The organism is Streptomyces sp. GLSS-08, assembly GCF_056387915.1.
Window position 1 is genome coordinate 15,726 of record NZ_JBWJAQ010000025.1, and the last position, 17,791, is coordinate 33,516.

Annotated in this window: 18 protein-coding genes, 1 tRNA gene and 1 pseudogene; 13 read left to right on the forward strand and 7 right to left on the reverse strand. The window is 71.0% G+C overall.

Annotated features, from left to right (window positions below):
- Positions 1–163 precede the first annotated feature (163 nt).
- Positions 164–937: an ABC transporter ATP-binding protein gene (locus AC0ZLC_RS30365; RefSeq protein ID WP_476755148.1), complete on the reverse strand. Its 774-nt coding sequence runs from the start codon at positions 935–937 to the stop codon at positions 164–166.
- Positions 938–1,323: 386 nt separating this feature from the next.
- Between AC0ZLC_RS30365 and AC0ZLC_RS30370 the strand changes: the two genes are divergently transcribed.
- Positions 1,324–1,409, forward strand: a tRNA-Leu gene (locus tag AC0ZLC_RS30370).
- 356 nt (positions 1,410–1,765) lie between these two features.
- On the forward strand, positions 1,766–1,909 hold the full coding sequence (locus AC0ZLC_RS30375; RefSeq protein ID WP_476755149.1) for a hypothetical protein: 144 nt from the start codon (positions 1,766–1,768) through the stop codon (positions 1,907–1,909).
- A 108-nt stretch (positions 1,910–2,017) separates the two neighbouring features.
- Here AC0ZLC_RS30375 and AC0ZLC_RS30380 read toward each other — a convergent pair whose 3' ends face one another.
- On the reverse strand, positions 2,018–3,367 hold the full coding sequence (locus AC0ZLC_RS30380; RefSeq protein WP_476755150.1) for a hypothetical protein: 1,350 nt from the start codon (positions 3,365–3,367) through the stop codon (positions 2,018–2,020).
- 170 nt (positions 3,368–3,537) lie between these two features.
- On the opposite strand from AC0ZLC_RS30380, the gene AC0ZLC_RS30385 reads away from it, so the two are divergent.
- The 8 genes and pseudogenes from AC0ZLC_RS30385 (at position 3,538) to AC0ZLC_RS30420 (ending at position 9,454) form a co-directional block, all read left to right on the forward strand.
- On the forward strand, positions 3,538–4,023 hold the full coding sequence (locus AC0ZLC_RS30385) for a hypothetical protein (RefSeq protein WP_476755151.1): 486 nt from the start codon (positions 3,538–3,540) through the stop codon (positions 4,021–4,023).
- Positions 4,017–4,181: a hypothetical protein gene (locus AC0ZLC_RS30390; RefSeq protein WP_476755152.1), complete on the forward strand. Its 165-nt coding sequence runs from the start codon at positions 4,017–4,019 to the stop codon at positions 4,179–4,181. The genes AC0ZLC_RS30385 and AC0ZLC_RS30390 overlap by 7 nt, the downstream gene beginning before the upstream one ends.
- A 5-nt stretch (positions 4,182–4,186) precedes the next feature.
- On the forward strand, positions 4,187–4,588 hold the full coding sequence (locus AC0ZLC_RS30395; RefSeq protein ID WP_476755153.1) for an ATP-binding protein: 402 nt from the start codon (positions 4,187–4,189) through the stop codon (positions 4,586–4,588).
- 259 nt (positions 4,589–4,847) lie between these two features.
- Entirely contained in the window at positions 4,848–5,081 is a 234-nt protein-coding gene (locus AC0ZLC_RS30400) for a DUF397 domain-containing protein (protein ID WP_476755154.1), read from the forward strand.
- A 91-nt stretch (positions 5,082–5,172) separates the two neighbouring features.
- Complete coding sequence (locus tag AC0ZLC_RS30405; RefSeq protein WP_476755155.1) at positions 5,173–5,670, forward strand: hypothetical protein; 498 nt, start codon at positions 5,173–5,175, stop codon at positions 5,668–5,670.
- Between the two features lie 147 nt (positions 5,671–5,817).
- Positions 5,818–6,579, forward strand: a complete 762-nt coding sequence (locus AC0ZLC_RS30410; RefSeq protein WP_476755156.1) for a JmjC domain-containing protein — start codon at positions 5,818–5,820, stop codon at positions 6,577–6,579.
- A 650-nt stretch (positions 6,580–7,229) separates the two neighbouring features.
- Positions 7,230–8,406 (forward strand): annotated as a pseudogene (locus AC0ZLC_RS30415) (4-hydroxybenzoate 3-monooxygenase).
- A gap of 148 nt (positions 8,407–8,554) precedes the next feature.
- Positions 8,555–9,454 (forward strand): Bax inhibitor-1/YccA family protein, encoded by a 900-nt coding sequence (locus AC0ZLC_RS30420; protein WP_476755157.1) that lies wholly within the window; start codon positions 8,555–8,557, stop codon positions 9,452–9,454.
- 112 nt (positions 9,455–9,566) lie between these two features.
- Here the strand turns inward: AC0ZLC_RS30420 and AC0ZLC_RS30425 are convergent, their stop codons facing one another.
- Positions 9,567–9,797 carry a DUF4287 domain-containing protein gene (locus AC0ZLC_RS30425; RefSeq protein WP_358855383.1) on the reverse strand — a complete coding sequence of 77 codons (231 nt, stop codon included), beginning with the start codon at positions 9,795–9,797 and terminating at the stop codon, positions 9,567–9,569.
- 101 nt (positions 9,798–9,898) lie between these two features.
- Between AC0ZLC_RS30425 and AC0ZLC_RS30430 the strand changes: the two genes are divergently transcribed.
- Positions 9,899–10,210 carry a hypothetical protein gene (locus AC0ZLC_RS30430; RefSeq protein ID WP_358855384.1) on the forward strand — a complete coding sequence of 104 codons (312 nt, stop codon included), beginning with the start codon at positions 9,899–9,901 and terminating at the stop codon, positions 10,208–10,210.
- 52 nt (positions 10,211–10,262) lie between these two features.
- On the opposite strand, the gene AC0ZLC_RS30435 is transcribed toward AC0ZLC_RS30430, so the two are convergent.
- The 3 genes from AC0ZLC_RS30435 to AC0ZLC_RS30445 form a co-directional block, all read right to left on the reverse strand.
- Entirely contained in the window at positions 10,263–11,045 is a 783-nt protein-coding gene (locus AC0ZLC_RS30435) for a hypothetical protein (RefSeq protein WP_476755210.1), read from the reverse strand.
- Positions 11,046–11,404: 359 nt separating this feature from the next.
- A complete protein-coding gene (locus tag AC0ZLC_RS30440) occupies positions 11,405–12,625 on the reverse strand; it encodes an acetyl-CoA C-acetyltransferase (RefSeq protein ID WP_476755158.1) in 1,221 nt (406 codons plus the stop codon).
- A gap of 562 nt (positions 12,626–13,187) precedes the next feature.
- A complete protein-coding gene (locus tag AC0ZLC_RS30445) occupies positions 13,188–14,213 on the reverse strand; it encodes an SGNH/GDSL hydrolase family protein (protein ID WP_476755159.1) in 1,026 nt (341 codons plus the stop codon).
- Between the two features lie 171 nt (positions 14,214–14,384).
- Here AC0ZLC_RS30445 and AC0ZLC_RS30450 point away from each other — a divergent pair, with 171 nt between their 5' ends.
- Entirely contained in the window at positions 14,385–15,779 is a 1,395-nt protein-coding gene (locus AC0ZLC_RS30450; protein ID WP_476755160.1) for a cystathionine beta-synthase, read from the forward strand.
- A gap of 427 nt (positions 15,780–16,206) precedes the next feature.
- Here AC0ZLC_RS30450 and AC0ZLC_RS30455 read toward each other — a convergent pair whose 3' ends face one another.
- The gene (locus AC0ZLC_RS30455; RefSeq protein ID WP_476755161.1) at positions 16,207–16,635 is read right to left on the reverse strand and encodes a hypothetical protein; all 429 of its coding nucleotides are present in this window, start codon (positions 16,633–16,635) and stop codon (positions 16,207–16,209) included.
- 243 nt (positions 16,636–16,878) lie between these two features.
- On the opposite strand from AC0ZLC_RS30455, the gene AC0ZLC_RS30460 reads away from it, so the two are divergent.
- Positions 16,879–17,721: a MurR/RpiR family transcriptional regulator gene (locus AC0ZLC_RS30460; RefSeq protein ID WP_476755162.1), complete on the forward strand. Its 843-nt coding sequence runs from the start codon at positions 16,879–16,881 to the stop codon at positions 17,719–17,721.
- Positions 17,722–17,791: the final 70 nt, after the last annotated feature.

Here is a 17,791-nt window from a genome sequence, read left to right on the forward strand (position 1 = left end):
ACGATGCTCGCGGCGGTGGGCGGGGACGCCGGCCCGTGGCGGTGGGCGGTGACGGTGGCCCATGGCGGTGCGTTGCGGCGGGCCCGCGACGCTGGGGGGAGGGCGGCGGTGTCGGACTCGCGCGGGCGGGTCGGCCGGTGCGGCCCTCGGCGTCGGACAGGCCCTAGGACGTCCGGGTGTTCCCGCCGGAGAGACGCAGCATGCGGTCGAGGACCGCGTCCGCCGTCGGCTCGTGCACCTCGTCCACGATCCGCCCGTCGGCGAGGAAGACCACGCGGTCGGCGTACGCGGCGGCCACCGGGTCGTGGGTGACCATGACCACGGTCTGCCCCAGCTCGCGTACGGAGTTGCGCAGGAAGCCCAGCACCTCGGCGCCGGCCCGGGAGTCGAGGTTTCCGGTCGGCTCGTCGCCGAAGATGATGTCGGGCCGCGAGGCGAGCGCGCGGGCCACGGCGACACGCTGCTGCTGGCCGCCGGACAGTTCGGAGGGGCGGTGGCCGAGGCGGTCGGCGAGACCCACCATGCCGATCACGGTGTCCAGCCACTCCTTGTCCGGCTTGCGGCCCGCGATGTCCATCGGGAGCGTGATGTTCTCCAGGGCGGTGAGGGTCGGCAGCAGGTTGAACGCCTGGAAGATGAAGCCGATCTTGTCCCGGCGCAGCTTGGTGAGCTGCTTGTCCTTGAGGGACCCGAGTTCCGTCTCGCCGATGCGCACGGAACCCGAGGAGAAGGTGTCGAGGCCGGCCACGCAGTGCATCAGCGTGGACTTGCCGGAGCCGGAGGGGCCCATGATCGCGGTGAACTCGGCCTGCCGGAAGTCGACGGTGACCCGGTCGAGGGCGACCACCTGGGTCTCGCCCTGTCCGTAGACCTTCGAGAGTTCCGTGGCGCTGGCGGCCACCGCGGTGGTCCGGCCGGCGAGGGGGGTGGTGGTCACGGGAGGGTGCTCCTGACGGGACGACGTTGGGGGACGTCGTCCATCCTCACGGTCCTGGGGCGCCGTGTAGTCACCCCCTGTTCCGGTTCCCGGGGGCGACTCCGGTCGGACCACGGGCGGCCGTGTCATACCTGGGGATGACGATCCTCCCTGAGGACCCATCAGGCCCGCGGCACGCGAACACCGTCACCGAGGCGGTGAAATTCCGTCATTCCGTATACGCGGCCGGGGGCGGCCCGAAAGGCTATTGGCAAGTGCGGATGGCCCGTACCAGGTACTGATGCACCCTCAGACGCCAATAAAATAAGACAAGATCGGGCCACGCACCCCTAGTTAGGGGGATGCGTCCCGATAGGCTCGGATCCTCGATGCGGAGCCCATGGCCTGCCCGGATGGTGGAATGCAGACACGGCGAGCTTAAACCTCGCTGCCCCTCGCGGGCGTACCGGTTCAAGTCCGGTTCCGGGCACCACCGCGCTCACAGCGCGTGACCAGCCAGAACGGCGGGAAGATGCTCCCTCTCTTTCGTGGTGTGGGAACCCCGTGGGATCACCGGGTCCTATCGTGCCGTCACGGCATCCGTAGTTTCTCGAAGAAACAAGGCCGGTGGCATCACCAGCCACCAGGTGAAGTGGCGGCTCGGCGGCGGCAGAACCGCCCGTGGCAGACAGAGGTGTTCGACGGCGAGCCCTCCGCCGACGTCTTCAAGGGCGCCGTCAACGAGACGGCTGGCAGTGGCCGCCGGGGTGGGCGAAAGGCAAGGGCTACATCGTCGACGGTGTAGACGACGAGAGCCGATACCGCTTCCGTACGTACACGCTCGCCTCCGTGGAGAACAGGACCGCCATCGAGGAGCACTACCGGGTGGCCCGCTACGGCGACTTGCAGCGCTACCTCTTCCCCACGTTCGGGAGTGCGGCCCCGGGCGGGTCTGGTCGGGGGACCTGCTCCAACCGTACGGCCTGTCACTGACGACGCGTTTGTCCGTGTTCGAGTGCTGATGGCGGAGCGCCGGGCTACCGTGAAACGTGCACCGCCTCCGGGGAAGTCCCGACAGCTTCCCCGGAGGCGTCTTCTTGTTCAGCCCTTCGACGCCGACACTTCCCGCACCCGACCTGCGAGGTCCTGCACCGGGCGCGTCTTGGCGTATGGCGCGAGGCTCTTGCGCATGCTCGCGAAGTGGTCGTCTCCTCGGATCGAGGAGACCAGTTCGTACTCGTCAAGGAACCGGTCCCAGGACTGGCACGCCGCATCCAGGTGCCCGTATTGGAGCTGCCGGTCCGCGAGAACGGCGTACGCGTGGACGCGTCCCTGTCGCTCGTGAGTCGGCTGGACGCGGATGCTCTGCTTGAGCGTTCGGATGCTGCCCTCGTAGTCGCGTTCTTCCATCAGCACATGGGAGGCGTGGAAGAGATACGCCGTCTGGTCGTAGCCGCCTACGGCGTCACGCCGGTTGTCCGCCTTGGACAGAGCGGCTTCGGCCTCCCGTAGCCGGGTGTGGGCCTGGCGGCGGTCGCCGACCATAGACGCCGCGTGAGCCTGCTGTCCGCGTAGGAACGCCACCAGGCGGGGCCCGGCGGAGGGTGCGGCCTCTGCGGCGGAGTCCGCGAGTTCGAGCGCCATCCGGCCGTGGCCGAGGCTGGACGCCTGGAGCGACATACCGCGCAGCGTCCGACAGTAGGTGACGTGGTCGCCTGCCTCGTCGGCGAGCGTCAGCGCCTTGGTGTAGTACGTCTGCCCGAGGCCATGCGCCTTCTCGTACATGGCCATCCAGCCAGTCAGGTACGTGAGGTCGGACGCGGCGGCGAGTATGGCGCGCTTGGTGGACTCCGTCGCCTGGGCGCGCAGCCAGGGTCCCACCGTGTTGACGAGGAAGGCGGCGGCCATGGGTCTGGCATGGCCGGCGCCCAGCTCGTCGAGGATGTCCGCGATCCGCTCGGTCATGGAGCGGACGGCGGTCACCTGGGCGGTCCCGATCCGGGTTGTGGCCTTGCCGGGCGAGACGGGCTCGCTGCTGGCTCGCGCGGTCTGCTGGAACGCAGGCACGGAGAGTGCGGCGGAGAAAAGCGTGGTGGTGAGGAGCCCGCGACGGGATGGGTCCATATCTGCCCTTCCTAGGTTGATCAGCTCCTCGACAGTGTCGACAGGCGGAGAACCGTAGGAGGGCGCAGCCGGGGTGAGACCAGCTTCCTCGTGGGTGACTGGTCGTCCCAGCCGCGCGGACAGGGCCTCCAGAATCAGCGGCCTGACCTCGGGTTTCGGTGGTGTGCCGGCGATCCAGTGGGCGACGGCTGTCCGGTCGTACGTGAGGTCGAGTCCGGCCTGCGGACCGAGGCGGTTGACTTGCTGTGCCAGCTGTGTACGCGTCCATCGTGCCTGGTCAAGAAGGTCAGCCAGGGCAGGATTGGGCGTGCGGTTCCTCGTGGCCATGTTTCAATTCCCGACAGTTCCATGGCGTTCACGGTGTTCACGGTCGCACCTGTTCCTCACGGTACCCGCAGACGGTCAGCAGGCGATTACCTCTTGTGAGGACTTCCAGCGAGCTCAGCCGTGGAAGCAGGCACCGTGACGGACACATCACTACGGGTAGCGAACGGCAATTGGCCGTGGAGCACTGGCTCTTGACGGCGGCCCCGGATCGCGCCAAGGCGCGCAAGGAGTGGCAGAGCGACGGTGTCGCCTTGCTGCGTTGCGGCGGTGTACTGGCCGCCGTGAGGATCGACGAGGCTGTCGTGCACGCCGCCGCGGACACAGAGGACCCGTCCGGCGTGAGCGAATACCTGGTACGCGCGCTGCTGGGCGGGCCGGTCTTCACTGACCATCAGACCAGGCGGTACTTCGCCCTCGTCGGCGTCAGCACGGGTCGACGCTACGAGTGGCGACGTCGGCGCGAGGACGCCGAGTTCCTCGGAAGTGGCTGGCACCTCGGGGTGCCCGTGCTCACTGCGACCGGTCCGAACCACCGGTGCTTCTGGTCTGTGAGGATGGACGCGCCTGGTGACCTGGCGAGCGCTGACTCCGTCTCGCAGCTCATCAACGTCGGCCGGATGAAGCCGGCCAACCGGACCCGGTACTCGTCTTGCTGACGGCGCGCCAGGTAGCAGTCCGGGAGTGGGCAGACGTCGACGGCACACGGGGCGGGCCGGGAGCCCTGTGCCCGCGCGACGAGGTGGAACTCCTGGTGCGGGTCGGCCTGCACCAGCTTGCCGCCCAGACGGACGAGACGGGCGGTGCGGGCCGGTGAGAACCATGACGCAGCATGCCCGGACAGGGGCGCCGCTGTGCACCGAGACGCTGCCGCGCGAGGAAGCGTCGGTGCGGGCGGCCCGCGACCTGGTACGCGACGCGCTCCGCGCGTGGGACATGCCGGAGCAGGCGACGGAGGACGCGGCCCTGATCGTGTCGGAGCTGGTCACCAACGCGGTGGAGCACGCGCACGGCCGTTCCCTGCGGGTGGCCGTGGTCCGGTGCGCTGACGGCGTGGAGGTGGCGGTCATCGACCGCTGTCGAACCATGCCGCATCTGACATCGGCAGGCCCCAGCAGCGAGCATGGCCGCGGCCTGGCCCTGGTCAACGTCCTCGCCCGGCAGTGGGGCACCGATCGTCTGGACTGGGGCAAGCGCGTGTGGGCCGTGGTGGCCGCCCCGTGAAACCCGCCGTGGAACAGGCGCTCCTCGCCGCGTCCGTCGCCGTGATAGTCGCCGCGCTCGTCAGCGCCGCGCTGCTCCACCACTGACTGCCCGCCCGCGCCCCGGTGCTCGGTTACCCGGAGGCGTGGGCGGGTCCCACCAAGCTCCTGTCCGCACCCCTCCCCTTACAGGCACCCGCCTGGGAGTGCGGACAGGTCCGGTCCTTGTGGGCCGGCCGCGGGGAGACCGTCTCCCCGCACACGACACAAAGGAGTGTTCTGTGACCCCGAACCTGTACGAGCTGCCGCTGGACGGTGCCGAGTTCACCGTGATGTGCGGCGGCAACCAGGGCGGCGACAACGAGCAGTGCGTCTCGATGGCCCGCATCCCGGGCACGGACGACGGTTTCGTCCTGCGCGACACGAAGGCCGAAGGCGCCGGTCAGGAGCTGCGCGTGACGCGCGACGAGCCGCGCTCGTTCATCGCTGGCGCGTCCGCCGTTGTCAGTGCCTAGCTCTACGGTGCCGGCGCGGCTGTAGGTCCTTGGAGCGGGCCCCGCGGGCACAGCGCGGGGCCCGCTCGTCTCTCCTCGAAAGGACGATCACATGGGTGCAGACTGGACGGGACACTGGCACGGCTTCGGGCCGTGGACGGGCAGCGGCACGGAGTACGGGAAGGAAAGCCTGCGGCGGCCGGGCTCCACGCTGGGCGACGGCGTCACGCGGTCATTCGTGGAGTCGCAGATGCCGCCGGTGCGCACCGGGCACTGGCTGATGCGGCCCCGGCAGGTCAAGGGGACGTGGACGGACCCGGCTGAGGCGATCGCGTTCCTGGTGCGGAACTATCAGGAGCACCCGCCGATGGAGCGGGAGGACGGCGGGCGGGCGTACGCTCCGCTGGAGTCGAAGGTCGAGTACGCCCGCGATGCGCTTCCGCGCGGCACGGACGTCACCTGGGGGTACTGGACGCGGGGCAAGTTCCTCGCATCGTTCTCCGTCGTCGCCTGCGCGAACCGGTTCCTCCCGGAGCTGCCGTGCCCCGAGCAGGTCGGCCCGGTCTCCTTGGCGACCGCGGAGCAGCACTTCGCCACGGCAGGGATCTAGCGGTGTCCCTTCACCAGTTGCTTCCGCCGGACGGCGTCGCCGAGCTGCTCACGCGGTGGCCGGACGAGCCGCGCATCCACGATCGCTGACGTAACCCAGGGCATTGACCGGACGATCACCTCGGCCCAGCTCTACGAGTACGTGGACATGGGCTGCGCCCCGGCCGTTGAGATCGCCGCGGTGAAGGCGCCCGCCCCGGCCGTCACCGCCGCCGCGTTCACGCGGGACGGGCGCACTGACGGGCGGAAGCTGCGGGCGCCGTACGAGCAGGGCTACACGATCCGCCTGGGCAACCTTCAGCGGGTCGTGCCGACCCTGGCGCGGACGTCGCTGTGCATCCAGCGACAGACCGGCTACTCGAACTACGTGCACGCCTTCCTCACGCCCGGCGGGGAGCAGGGGCTGCGGCATCACTGGGACCAGCAGCTGGCCGTGATCGTCCAGCTGTCCGGCGGGAAGCGGTGGGAGCTGTGGCGGCCCGTGGTGGAAGCACCCATGCGGGACGTCCTGGACTCGCCCGGCTCCTGGCGGCCGGAGTACCTCCCCCGGTGGGCGGCGGCCGGTCCGGACCTGGTCGTAGACCTGCGGCCAGGGCAAACGCTGCTGGTCCCGCGCGGCTGGGTCCACAACCCGTACGTCCCGGAAGGCGGGCCGGGGAGCGTGCACCTGACGTTCGCGATCCGGGAACGCACGCCGTACTGGATCGCCGAGCAGCTCCTCGCCGGCGCGCTGGAGGACCCGGCGTTCCGTCGGGTGATCGTGCCCGAGGACATCACCGGCCCGGGCCTGGTGGAGGAACTCGGCGCGGTGCGGGCTCGGCTCGTCGCGCACCTCGCGGAGGCGGACGTCGAAGCACTGGTGTCAGCCATCCGCGCACAGGCGCTGACGTCACTGGAGTACACGACGTGAGGCGTTGCCCCGGGCAGGCGGCGCACCTTCGCTGGGACTGGATCGAACCCGTGATGCCCGTTTTGTGCGTGCCTACACTGGGCCCCGTCCACCCGGACGATGCTGCTGAGGAACTTTCCGCGGCCGTGACCGGCGCCGCCGGTACCGGGCGGTTGCTGCCGTACGACAAGGGCCACTGCTGGTCCGACGGCAAGGACGAGCGGGCTTTTGTCGACGCCTCGAGCAAGGGAGCGGCAGACTTTCGTGCCTGGGGGAGCCGTCGCGGGTGCCATAGGCCCCATGGAGACGAGAAACGACCCCAGCCAGCCGCCGCGACTTACATCGGCACTACCCCGACGCCAGGCGCGAGGATGCGGGCGGATGCGGGAAGATGCGGAGGTTTTCGACGAGTCGAAGTGCCGCTTCCACTTCCGGTACTCGGTGAGTGCCACGCCTGCTGGGAACGTGAGTAGCGTGCGGGCATGCGGTGCGTCGCGTGCGTGTTGCGGGGCGCCGTAGACGGCTGAGCGCTCCCGGCCGCCCCATTGACAGCTGCCGCGGCTCGGTAGAGACTCACCAAGAGACTAGTGAAGAAAATTTCACCCCGCGAACCGTGGTCGGCGACCGTAGACAGACAGACAGAGCAGGGCGAGCGCGAAGGGGGCGGGCCGATGCGGACCACCGTCGGGATCATCGGGGCCGGACCGGCCGGACTACTGCTGGCGCGCCTGCTGCACAACGCGGGCATCGACTCGGTCGTCCTGGAGAGCCGCGACCGCGCCTACGTGGAGCAGCGGCAGCGGGCCGGAATCCTGGAGCAGGGCACGGTCGACGTGCTGCGCGCCGCCGGGGCCGGGGAGCGCATGGACCGCCAGGGACTGCGGCACGACGGCATCGAACTGCGCTTCGCCCGCGAGCGCCACCGCGTCGACTTCCCCGCGCTCACCGGCGGCAGCTCGGTGATGGTGTACGCGCAGACCGAGGTGTGCAAGGACCTCATCGCGCTTCAGCTGGAGGAGGGCGGACCACTGCTCTTCGACGCCGAGGCACTGGCCGTCGAGGACGCGGACAGCGAGCACCCGCGCGTGCGCTTCCGTCACCAGGGGCGCGAGGACGTCCTGGAGTGCGACTACGTCGTCGGCTGCGACGGCTTCTGGGGCGTCGCCCGCAAGGCGGTCCCCGCCGGGCTCTCCCGGGTCTTCGAGCGGACCTACCCCTTCGGCTGGCTCGGCGTCCTCGCCGACGTGCCCCCCTCGCACGACGAGCTCGTGTACGCCCGTCACGACCGGGGTTTCGCCCTGCTCAGCATGCGGTCGCCGGCCGTCTCCCGCCTCTACCTCCAGGTGCCCGAGGGCACGGACGCCGGGACCTGGCGCGACGAGGACATCTGGGACGAGCTGGAGCGGCGCTTGGAGACCGACGACGACTGGCGGCTGGAGCGGGGCCCCGTCACCGCGAAGTCGGTGACCCCGATGCGCAGCTTCGTCCACGAGCCCATGCGGCACGGCCGGCTGTTCCTCGCCGGCGACGCGGCGCACATCGTGCCCCCCCACCGGCGCGAAGGGGCTGAACCTCGCGGTCGGGGACGTCGTCACCTTCGCCCGTGCGCTGGTCCACCGGCGGGCCACCGGATCGGCCGAACGGCTCGACGCGTACTCCGAGACGTGCCTGCGCCGCGTGTGGCAGGCCGAGTGGTTCTCGTACGACATGACGACCCTGCTGCACCGCGCCCCCGGCGCCACGCCCTTCGAGGACCGCATCCAGCTGGCCCGGCTGCGCCGGATCGCCGACTCGCGGGCCGCCGAGGCGGACCTGGCCGAGGCGTACACCGGGTTCCCGTTCGAGTGAACCGCCCCAGGCGCGCCGGGAATCACCCGCCCGCGTAGCGTGTTGCGCACGAGGACGAGGGAAAGATCCTCCCCAAGCAGTAGGTTCTTTCCTTTGCCTACCTATTACTCTTGAGCCAAGGCCCACACCGTGGCCATGGAGGAGTGAAATGAGGAGCAGCAACCCGGTCTTCTCGCGACGGGGGTTCAGCCGCGACAACGGCCACGCGGGCTTCAACACCGCGCCGCAGGCCGGGGGAGCAGCTGTCGGCACGCAGGGCAACCCGTACGCCCAGGGCAACCCGTACGCCCAGCAGGGCGGCAACCCCTACGCGCAGAACCCGTACGCCCAGCAGGACCTTCAGCACGGTGCGCCGCCGCAGGCGCCCGTCTCCGCGGGCCGGATGACGATGGACGACGTCGTCATGCGCTCGGCCATGACGCTCGGCACGGTCGCCGTCGGCGCCGTCCTCGCCTGGGCGCTGCTGCCGGTGACGAGCAGCAGCTTCGGCCTGGCGATCGGCTCCGCGCTCATCGCCTTCGTCCTGGCGATGGTGCAGTCCTTCAAGCGCAAGGCCTCGCCCGCGCTGATCCTCGGCTATGCCGCCTTCGAGGGTGTCTTCCTCGGGGTCATCAGCGAGATGTACAACAGCCAGTGGTCGGGCGCGCCCTTCCAGGCGGTGCTCGGCACCATGGCGGTCTCCGGCGCGACCCTGCTCGTCTACCGGGCGGGCTGGATCCGGGTCACCGCGCGGTACGCGCGCATCGGCATGGCCATCGCCATCGCGTTCGTCCTGGTCATGGCGGTCAATCTGCTGCTGGTCGTCTTCGGTGTCGCCGAGGACGGCGGACTGCGCAGCACGGGCCCGCTCGGCGTGATCGTAGGCATCATCGCGATCATCCTCGGCGCGTTCTTCCTGACGCTCGACTTCAAGCAGATCGAGGACGGCATCGCGTACGGCGCTCCCCGCGAGGAGGCCTGGCTGGCCGCGTTCGGCCTGACCATGACCCTCGTGTGGATCTACGTCGAGATGCTGCGGCTGGTCGCCATCTTCAGCAGCAGCGACTAGTACGGCCCTCGAAGCCGTGCCCGCCGGTCCGCCGGCGGACCCGAAGGGCCCGCGAACTCCGGTTCGCGGGCCCTTCGCCGTATGCGGGCGGTGCCGTTCCGCTGGTGCGCGCTCAGAGGAGTTTGCGCGCCGCCCTTCTCAGGTCGTACTCGTGAATGATCGCCTTGGCGTGGCCGTACGCGAGATCGTGTTCCGCGCGGAGCCAGCTGACCTTCTCCTCGAAGCGGAAGAGGGCGGGGCCCTCGTCGACGGTGCGAAGCCAGTCGGAGATCTCACGACCGGTGCAGTGGGGGATTCGGGCGAGCAGGTTGCGATGGGTCTCATCGGAGAAGACTTGGGACATCGGCGCCTCCGGACGCTGGGATGTAGGCCGGTCCTTCACGCCACCGTGCCTGAGCGTCCGGGCGTTGGCAACAGTCCCGTCGCGGCGCGTAGTCTCGCGGCGTGCTTGATACGACGCCGTTGACCCGAGCCGTGGACCACTTCGCCGACCGGTTGCGGGCCGCGCCGCAGAGCCGCCTGCAGCGGGGTGCGGCGGCCGAGGCGCTGGGCGTGGCCAGAGAGCTGGCCCGGCGTGCGCAGCGGCTGGAGGATCCCGCCGCCGAGCCCCGGGAGATGCCGGACGTGGGCATGTTCGCCGCGGCCGACCAGATCACCGTGGCCGGGCACGACCTGGCGCTCGCCCTGACGGACGAGGCGGAGCTGGCGGAAGCGATGACGCTCGTCGAGGAGGCACAGAAGCGCGCCGGAGTCTGACCCGGGGGGTCGGCTCCGACGCGACGCGTGGGACGTGGCGGTGGTGTGGGGCCTAGAGGGACGCTATGACGCGGTCCGCGAGGATGTAGACGTTCTCCTCGCCGCACTCGAACGTCAGGGCGTACGCGCCCGAGACGCCGGAGCCGCCCAGCAGCACCGGGGTGCGGCCGGCGCGCAGGGCCGCGGCCAGGCGCTCCGCGGTCTCGCGGTGGCCCGGGGTCATGCACAGCGTGGTCCCGTCCGCGAAGACGTAGACGTCGAGCGTGCCCAGCGGGCCCGGGCGGACGTCGGCCAGTTCGGTGCGGGACTCCGCGAGCTCCTCGAGACACGCCACCGTGCGCTCGTGATCGTTGACGACGGGTGACTGGACCGGCACGAAGTCCGGGTGCGAGGGGTGGCGGCGGCGGGCCGCGGCCAGTTCCGGGGACTCCCCGGCGAACTCGTCGACGTCCAGGCCCGGCTCGGTGACCGGCTCCAGGTGCTCGAGACCGGCGAAGTCCGACTGACGCGGCAGGAACAGCTCGCTGTCGGGCAGGCCCAGCAGCATGGGCCCGTCGGAGACGTCGCGCGCCTCCTGGGCGGCCCAGAACGCGCGCGCCTCGGCCAGCTCCCGCTCCCGCTCCTCGGCGAGCGCCTCGGCGACCGCGGCACGTATGTCCTCGGTGTCGGCGGCCGGGCGGGCGGCGGGCACCAGACCGCGTACGGCCTCGGCGCGGCTCTCGGCGAGTTCGGTGTGCAGGGCCCGCACCTGCCCGCGCAGCCCGTGCACGGCACGCAGGACGGCGACGCCCACGGCGGCTGATGCGGCCGTGGTGAGCAGCAGGGCTAGAGGCATGGTGCTCACTGACGTACTCCCGGTTCAAAGTCGACCCCCGACTTCCTACAACAGCTTGAAGGGTGGACTGACCAGCTGTCAGTGCGTAACGTCACGAAAGGGACAGGACTTTGGGTCCTACGTCTCCCAGCAAAACGGCTCTGACCTGCGGAAATATCCGCTGGGGCGAGATAGGTCACATCCTGGGGGAGATTGGGTCACGGATCGGCCCGGAGTCCCCGGGGTTTCCGGGGGCTCCGGGCCGATTCGTCACGCTGTGTTCAAATGCCGTGACAGATATGGAATTACGCGCTCCGGTCCGCGCGGGACGGACGGGCCGGATCCGTCCGCGCGGAGCGGACGGCCTCGGGCAGGGCGGCCTAGCTGAGGCGCTCGATGACCATCGCCATGCCCTGGCCGCCGCCCACGCACATGGTCTCCAGGCCGAACTGCTTGTCGTGGAACTGGAGGCTGTTGATGAGCGTGCCCGTGATGCGGGCGCCCGTCATGCCGAAGGGGTGGCCGACGGCGATGGCGCCGCCGTTCACGTTCAGCTTCTCCAGAGGGATGTTCAGGTCGCGGTACGAAGGGATCACCTGGGCCGCGAAGGCCTCGTTGATCTCGAACAGGTCGATGTCGTCGACGCTCAGCCCCGCGCGCTTGAGGGCCTGCTTCGACGCCTCCACCGGGCCGAGGCCCATGATCTCGGGGGAGAGGCCGGTGACGCCGGTCGACACGATGCGGGCGAGCGGGGTCAGGCCCAGCTCGCGGGCCTTGGTGTCGCTCATGATGACGAGCGCGGCGGCACCGTCGTTCAGGGGGCAGCAGTTGGCGGCGGTGACCAGGCCGTCGGGGCGGAAGACCGGCTTCAGGCCCTGGACGCCGTCCAGTGTGACGCCGGCGCGGGGGCCGTCGTCCTTGGCGACGACCGTGCCGTCGGGCGTCGTGACCGGGGTGATCTCGCGCTCCCAGAAGCCGTTCTTGATGGCTTCCTCGGCGAGGTTCTGCGAGCGGACGCCGAATTCGTCCATGTCCTGGCGGGTGACGCCCTTGACGCGGGCCAGGTTCTCGGCGGTCTGGCCCATCGCGATGTACGCGTCGGGCAGTACGCCGTCCTCGCGCGGGTCGTGCCAGGACGCGCCCTCGCTCTGTGCGACGGCCGCGGTGCGGGCCTCCGCCTCGGCGAAAAGGGGGTTGTGGGTGTCGGGGAGGCTGTCGCTGTTGCCCTTGGTGCTGCGGGAGACCATCTCGACACCGGCCGAGATGAAGACGTCGCCCTCACCGGCCTTGATGGCGTGCAGGGCCATGCGGGAGGTCTGCAGCGAGGAGGAACAGTAGCGGGTGACGGTGCAGCCCGGCAGGTGGTCCATGCCCATCTGCACGGCGACGATACGGCCCATGTTGTGGCCCTGCTCGCCGCCGGGCAGACCGCAGCCGAGCATCAGGTCGTCGATGTCCCGCGGGTCCAGCTCGGGGACCTTGGCGAGGGCGGCCTCGATGATCGTGGCGGTCAGGTCGTCGGGGCGTACGTCCTTCAGGGAGCCCTTGAAGGCGCGGCCGATCGGGGAGCGGGCGGCTGAGACGATCACGGCTTCTGGCATCACGGCTCCATTGGGCGAGCGGGGGTGGGGCAGGGCTGTCTCGGAAGTTACCCGTACGTACCGGCCCGGTCACGGGTGTGGGGGTGTGACTCAGGCCGCACTTTTCTAAGCGCTTGCTTTTTTCTGGCGGGGGCGCCTTGACCAGTGCGGCCCGTGGGGGCGCCCGCATCGGGGCTCTGCCCCGGACCCGGCCCCCGTGAGGGCACCGCCTCGGGGCTCCGCCCCGGACCCCGCTCCTCAAACGCCGGAGGGGCTGGATTTTCTTCCCCCGGGGCGCCCGCCTCGGGTCTCCGGGCCAGGGCCTCGTGGGGGCTCCGCCCCGGACCCCGCTCCTCAAGCGCCGGAGGGGCCGGATTTTCTTCCCCCGGGGCGCCCGCCTCGGGTCTCCGTCCGGGCCACGCCGGAGGGGCTGAATTTTCTCCGGCGCCGGGCAGATTCAGCCCGTCCGGCGTTTGAGGACGAGCGCGTCAGCGCGATGGGGGGCGGGGGCGGGCCCCGCTCTGCAGGCGCCGGAGGGGCTGAACTCCGTCCCCTCGGCTGCCCCCTCGGGTCGCCCCCGGGGCTAGTTGAGGGGGGCCGGGGTTGTTGTCGTGTCCGTGGTGGGGAGGCGCCGGCGGCGGCGGCGTTTGAGGAGGGCCCAGGGACCGCGCGGCCCCGTGGGCATCGCGGCCGTGACCTCCGTACCCGGCTCGGACGCCGCCTCCGCGGCGGCCCGCGCCACCGGCAGGAAGCCCTCGCGGCGCGAGACGTCCGGCCGCTCCTCGTCCGCCGGCCACAGGCCGAGCGCGGCGCAGACCGTGGGAAGGACCGCCATCGCCGCCGTGGCGTAGCCCTCCGCCGAGGGGTGGTAGTTGTCGGGGCCGAACAGCTCCCGCGGGTTCTCCTCGAACTCGGGGCCCAGCAGGTCGCCCAGCGACACCGTGCGCCCGCCCTGCTCGACCGTGCCGATGGTCTGGGCCGCCGCCAGTTGCCGCGAGACCCGCCGGGCCAGCCAGCGCAGCGGCTGCTGGACCGGCTCGATGGTGCCCAGGTCGGGGCAGGTGCCGACGACCACCTCCGCACCCGCGGTCCGCAGCCGCCGTACCGCCGAGGCCAGGTGACGGACCGAGCGCGTGGGCGGCATCCGGTGCGTCACGTCGTTCGCGCCGATCATGATCACGCACACGTCGGGCACCCGGGCGGGATCCGCGAGGGTGAGAGCCACCTGCCGGTCGAGATCGTCCGACTGGGCGCCGGGCAGCGCCACGTTGCTGAGTTCGACCGGACGCTCGGCCACCGCCGCGAGGCCGGCGGCCAGCAGGGCTCCCGGGGTCTGCCGGGCGCGGTGCACGCCCTGGCCGGCGGCCGTGGAGTCACCCAGTACGGTCAGCCGAAGCGGCGGCTCGTCGGAACCGGCGTACGCGTGTCCGTACAGCCCGTCCGCCCGGGGCGCGTACGGGCTCCCGTTCCCCACCTGGCGCTTTGCCAGCCGCAGCTCGGCCAGCACGACGCCGACCGCGGCCGCGCCCACCAGACCGATCCCGCCGCCGCCGTACGCCGCACCCGCCGCGATGCGCCGGGCGACCCTTGCCCTCGACAGACTCGACATGCGTAGCCGCCACCTCCTCGTAGCCGTACACCCACTGCTTGCCCCGTGGAGCAGGTCGGCCAATCTCAACCGCGGGTACGGCACCTTCCGGGGACGACTCTCCGCCCCCGTCCCACGTGGGGCCTTAGGCTGACAGGACCATTCCTCAGATACACAGCTCCGGAGACAACGGTGCAATTCCACGACTCGATGATCAGTCTCGTCGGCAACACCCCGCTGGTGAGGCTCAACAACGTGACAGCGGGCATTCAGGCGACGGTCCTGGCCAAGGTTGAGTACTTCAACCCCGGCGGCTCCGTGAAGGACCGCATCGCGCTGCGCATGATCGAGGCCGCGGAGGAGAGCGGCGCACTCAAGCCCGGCGGCACCATCGTCGAGCCGACCAGCGGAAACACCGGTGTCGGGCTCGCCATCGTGGCGCAGCAGAAGGGGTACAAGTGCATCTTCGTGTGCCCCGACAAGGTGAGCACCGACAAGATCAACGTGCTGCGGGCCTACGGCGCCGAGGTCGTCGTCTGCCCGACGGCGGTGGACCCCGAGCACCCCGACTCGTACTACAACGTCTCCGACCGGCTCGTCCGGGAGACGCCCGGTGCCTGGAAGCCCGACCAGTACTCGAACCCGCACAACCCGCTCTCGCACTATCACTCCACCGGCCCCGAGCTGTGGGAGCAGACTGAGGGGCGGATCACCCACTTCGTGACCGGTGTGGGCACGGGCGGCACCATCTCCGGGACCGGCCGGTACCTGAAGGACGCCAGTGACGGGCGGGTCCGGGTCGTGGGCGCCGACCCCGAGGGGTCCGTGTACTCCGGCGGGTCGGGACGGCCGTACCTCGTCGAGGGCGTGGGTGAGGACTTCTGGCCGACCGCGTACGACCGGACCGTCGCCGACGAGATCGTCGCCGTGTCCGACAAGGACTCCTTCCAGATGACCCGCCGCCTGGCCAAGGAGGAGGGGCTGCTGGTCGGCGGCTCCTGCGGGATGGCCGTCGTCGCCGCGCTGCGCGTCGCCGAGCGGCTCGGCCCGGACGACGTCGTGGTGGTGCTGCTGCCGGACAGCGGACGCGGATACCTCAGCAAGATCTTCAATGACGAGTGGATGGCCGACTACGGCTTCCTCGAGGACTCGGGGCCGAGCGCCCGCGTCGCCGACGTGCTCAGCGACAAGGCCGGCGGTTCCATCCCCTCGCTCGTCCACATGCACCCGGACGAGACGGTCGGCGAGGCCATCGAGGTGCTGCGCGAATACGGCGTCTCGCAGATGCCGATCGTGAAGCCCGGCGCGGGCCACCCGGACGTCATGGCGGCCGAGGTCGTGGGCTCCGTGGTCGAACGGGAGCTGCTGGACGCACTGTTCACCAAGCGGGCCTCGCTGGAGGACCCGCTGGAGAAGCACATGTCGGCGCCGCTGCCGCAGGTCGGCTCGGGCGAGCCGGTCGGGGACCTGATGTCCGTGCTCGGCACCGCCGACGCGGCGATCGTGCTGGTCGAGGGCAAGCCGACCGGGGTCGTCAGCCGTCAGGACCTGCTGTCCTTCCTCGCCAAGGGCGGCACCAGGCAGTAGAGGTTCCGCGCGAGCCCCGCGCGGAGCGCCGGAAATCGCCTGAAGTGCCCCGGTGGGAGGGAATCTTCCGGTCGCCCGGGCGGGGAACTTCGCGGAAGTGGTACGAGCGCGACACGTTCACGCAGCACCCGCTTAACACGGGTCCGGCACATTGGTGGATGTCGGCAAGGGCGAAGGAAACACCTCCCGGGCGCTACGCACGGGGGGAGGTTCCCCGCCCCGGCCGGCACCGGAACGGCGTCAAGGACAACCGGAGCGGCTCCCGGGCCTCCATGGACGCCACGGACGCGCAAGCCCGGCCCTGACCCGGCCCGCGTCCCCCGCGGGGACCGCCGTCGTCCCGCCCCCCGGCAACGGGGGTGCGGCGGTCCCCGCGCACAGTCCTGTGCGCGGGAGATCCGCGGGAAGGTCCCGAGGTCCCCTGGGCTCAGTCCTCCCACTCCGAGGACGGCTTGTCCCGGTCCCGGCGCAACGGCAGCGTGTGGCGCAGGACCTGCACCGCGTTGACGCCCACGATCCCCGCCCAGGCGACCATCAGGCCCGGCAGATGCGCGACACCGCCGCCGATGGCCGACAGCGGGACCGCCAGCACGAGCGAGACGATCCCGAACCCGAAGCGCTCGCCCCAGGAGTCCGGCGACTGCGGCGAGCGGGCGCCCCGGGCCACCACCATCTGCTGTTCCGCGAGGTGTCGGCGCACCCGGCGCTCCACCGTCCCGTCGAGGCGCTGCTCGATCTTCTCCAGGAACGAGTCGACGAGAGCCGGCTCGTACTCCTCGCCCAGTTCCCTGCGCGCCCGCAGCGTGGCGTCGAGTTCCTTCTTGAGGTCGGCTTCGCCGGCGTCCATACCCGTCATGAGGTCCACGCTAGGGAGCGGACGTCCTTGTGGCACTGGGGTTAGCCCCCCTTTCGCGCTGCCCTCCACCCCGCACCGGACGACGGGCCACGGGGCGCCGCTTGCCCGGCCTGTATATCGTCATGCAGAGTTCCTACTGTCTGCATAGGCCCCCGCCCGGCCACGCTGTACTCTCCCGTGGCGTCGAGGAGCCGTCGGCCGCACCGCTCGACCGGTTCACGGACATTGGAGGGGGACCACGTCATGGGCGTGACCGACAGCCCGGCCGCGCGGCTGCAGGCGCTCTTCGAGGGGCACCGGCTGACACCGACCCAGCGGCGCATCGCGCACAGCATGGTGCGGCGCGCCGCGGACGTGCCGTTCCTGTCGAGCGTCGAACTCGCCGAACTCGCCGGCGTCAGCCAGCCGTCCGTCACGCGCTTCGCGGTCGCGCTCGGCTTCGACGGCTATCCCGCGCTGCGCAGGCACCTGCGGGAGGTCGCCCCCGCGGAACCGGTCGCCGACACCGCCTCGTACAACGAGTACCAGCAGGCCGTCGAGGCCGAGATCGAGAACCTGAAACACCTCGCGGAGGTGCTGGCGGACCCGCGTCCGGTGGAGCGCGCGGGCCGGCTGCTCGCCGCGTCCCGGCCGCTGCCGGTGCTCGGTCTGCGGGCCGCCGCCTCCCAGGCGTACGGCTTCGCGTACTTCGCCGCGAAGGTCCACCCCGACGTGCGGCTGCTGCACGAGGGCGGCACCATGCTCCACGACCGGGTCGACGCCGCCGTGCACGCGGGTGCCACGGCGCTGCTGTGCTTCGCGCTGCCCCGGCATCCGCGCGAGGTGGTCGACTCTCTCGCGTACGCGAAGGCGGCCGGGCTGACCGTCGTCACCGTCGCGGACTCGGCCTTCGCGCCCGTCGCGAAGGTGTCGGACCTGCTGCTGCCCGCCGCCGTCGGCACCGGCCTCGCCTTCGACACGGCCTGCGCCCCGATGCTCCTCGGCCGGGTCCTGCTGGAGGCGATGTGCGACGGCCTGCCCGACGCGCAGGCGCGGCTGGAGGAGTTCGACGCGCGGGCCGCCGCACGGGGGCTGTTCGTGGAGTAGGGGCTCCCCGCGGTGGCCCCGGGAAGTCCTCCGGAAGGACCCGCGTTTCTCAGACTCGTCTCACCTTCAC

Coding starts and splice junctions, on each gene's coding strand:
- AC0ZLC_RS30380 (WP_476755150.1), bottom strand. CDS start 3,367: ATGGCCACGAGGAACCGCACGCCCAATCCTGCCCTGGCTGACCTTCTT.
- AC0ZLC_RS30395 (WP_476755153.1), top strand. CDS start 4,187: ATGACGCAGCATGCCCGGACAGGGGCGCCGCTGTGCACCGAGACGCTG.
- AC0ZLC_RS30405 (WP_476755155.1), top strand. CDS start 5,173: ATGGGTGCAGACTGGACGGGACACTGGCACGGCTTCGGGCCGTGGACG.
- AC0ZLC_RS30410 (WP_476755156.1), top strand. CDS start 5,818: ATGGGCTGCGCCCCGGCCGTTGAGATCGCCGCGGTGAAGGCGCCCGCC.
- AC0ZLC_RS30420 (WP_476755157.1), top strand. CDS start 8,555: ATGAGGAGCAGCAACCCGGTCTTCTCGCGACGGGGGTTCAGCCGCGAC.
- AC0ZLC_RS30425 (WP_358855383.1), bottom strand. CDS start 9,797: ATGTCCCAAGTCTTCTCCGATGAGACCCATCGCAACCTGCTCGCCCGA.
- AC0ZLC_RS30435 (WP_476755210.1), bottom strand. CDS start 11,045: ATGCCTCTAGCCCTGCTGCTCACCACGGCCGCATCAGCCGCCGTGGGC.
- AC0ZLC_RS30440 (WP_476755158.1), bottom strand. CDS start 12,625: ATGCCAGAAGCCGTGATCGTCTCAGCCGCCCGCTCCCCGATCGGCCGC.
- AC0ZLC_RS30445 (WP_476755159.1), bottom strand. CDS start 14,213: ATGTCGAGTCTGTCGAGGGCAAGGGTCGCCCGGCGCATCGCGGCGGGT.
- AC0ZLC_RS30455 (WP_476755161.1), bottom strand. CDS start 16,635: ATGACGGGTATGGACGCCGGCGAAGCCGACCTCAAGAAGGAACTCGAC.
- AC0ZLC_RS30460 (WP_476755162.1), top strand. CDS start 16,879: ATGGGCGTGACCGACAGCCCGGCCGCGCGGCTGCAGGCGCTCTTCGAG.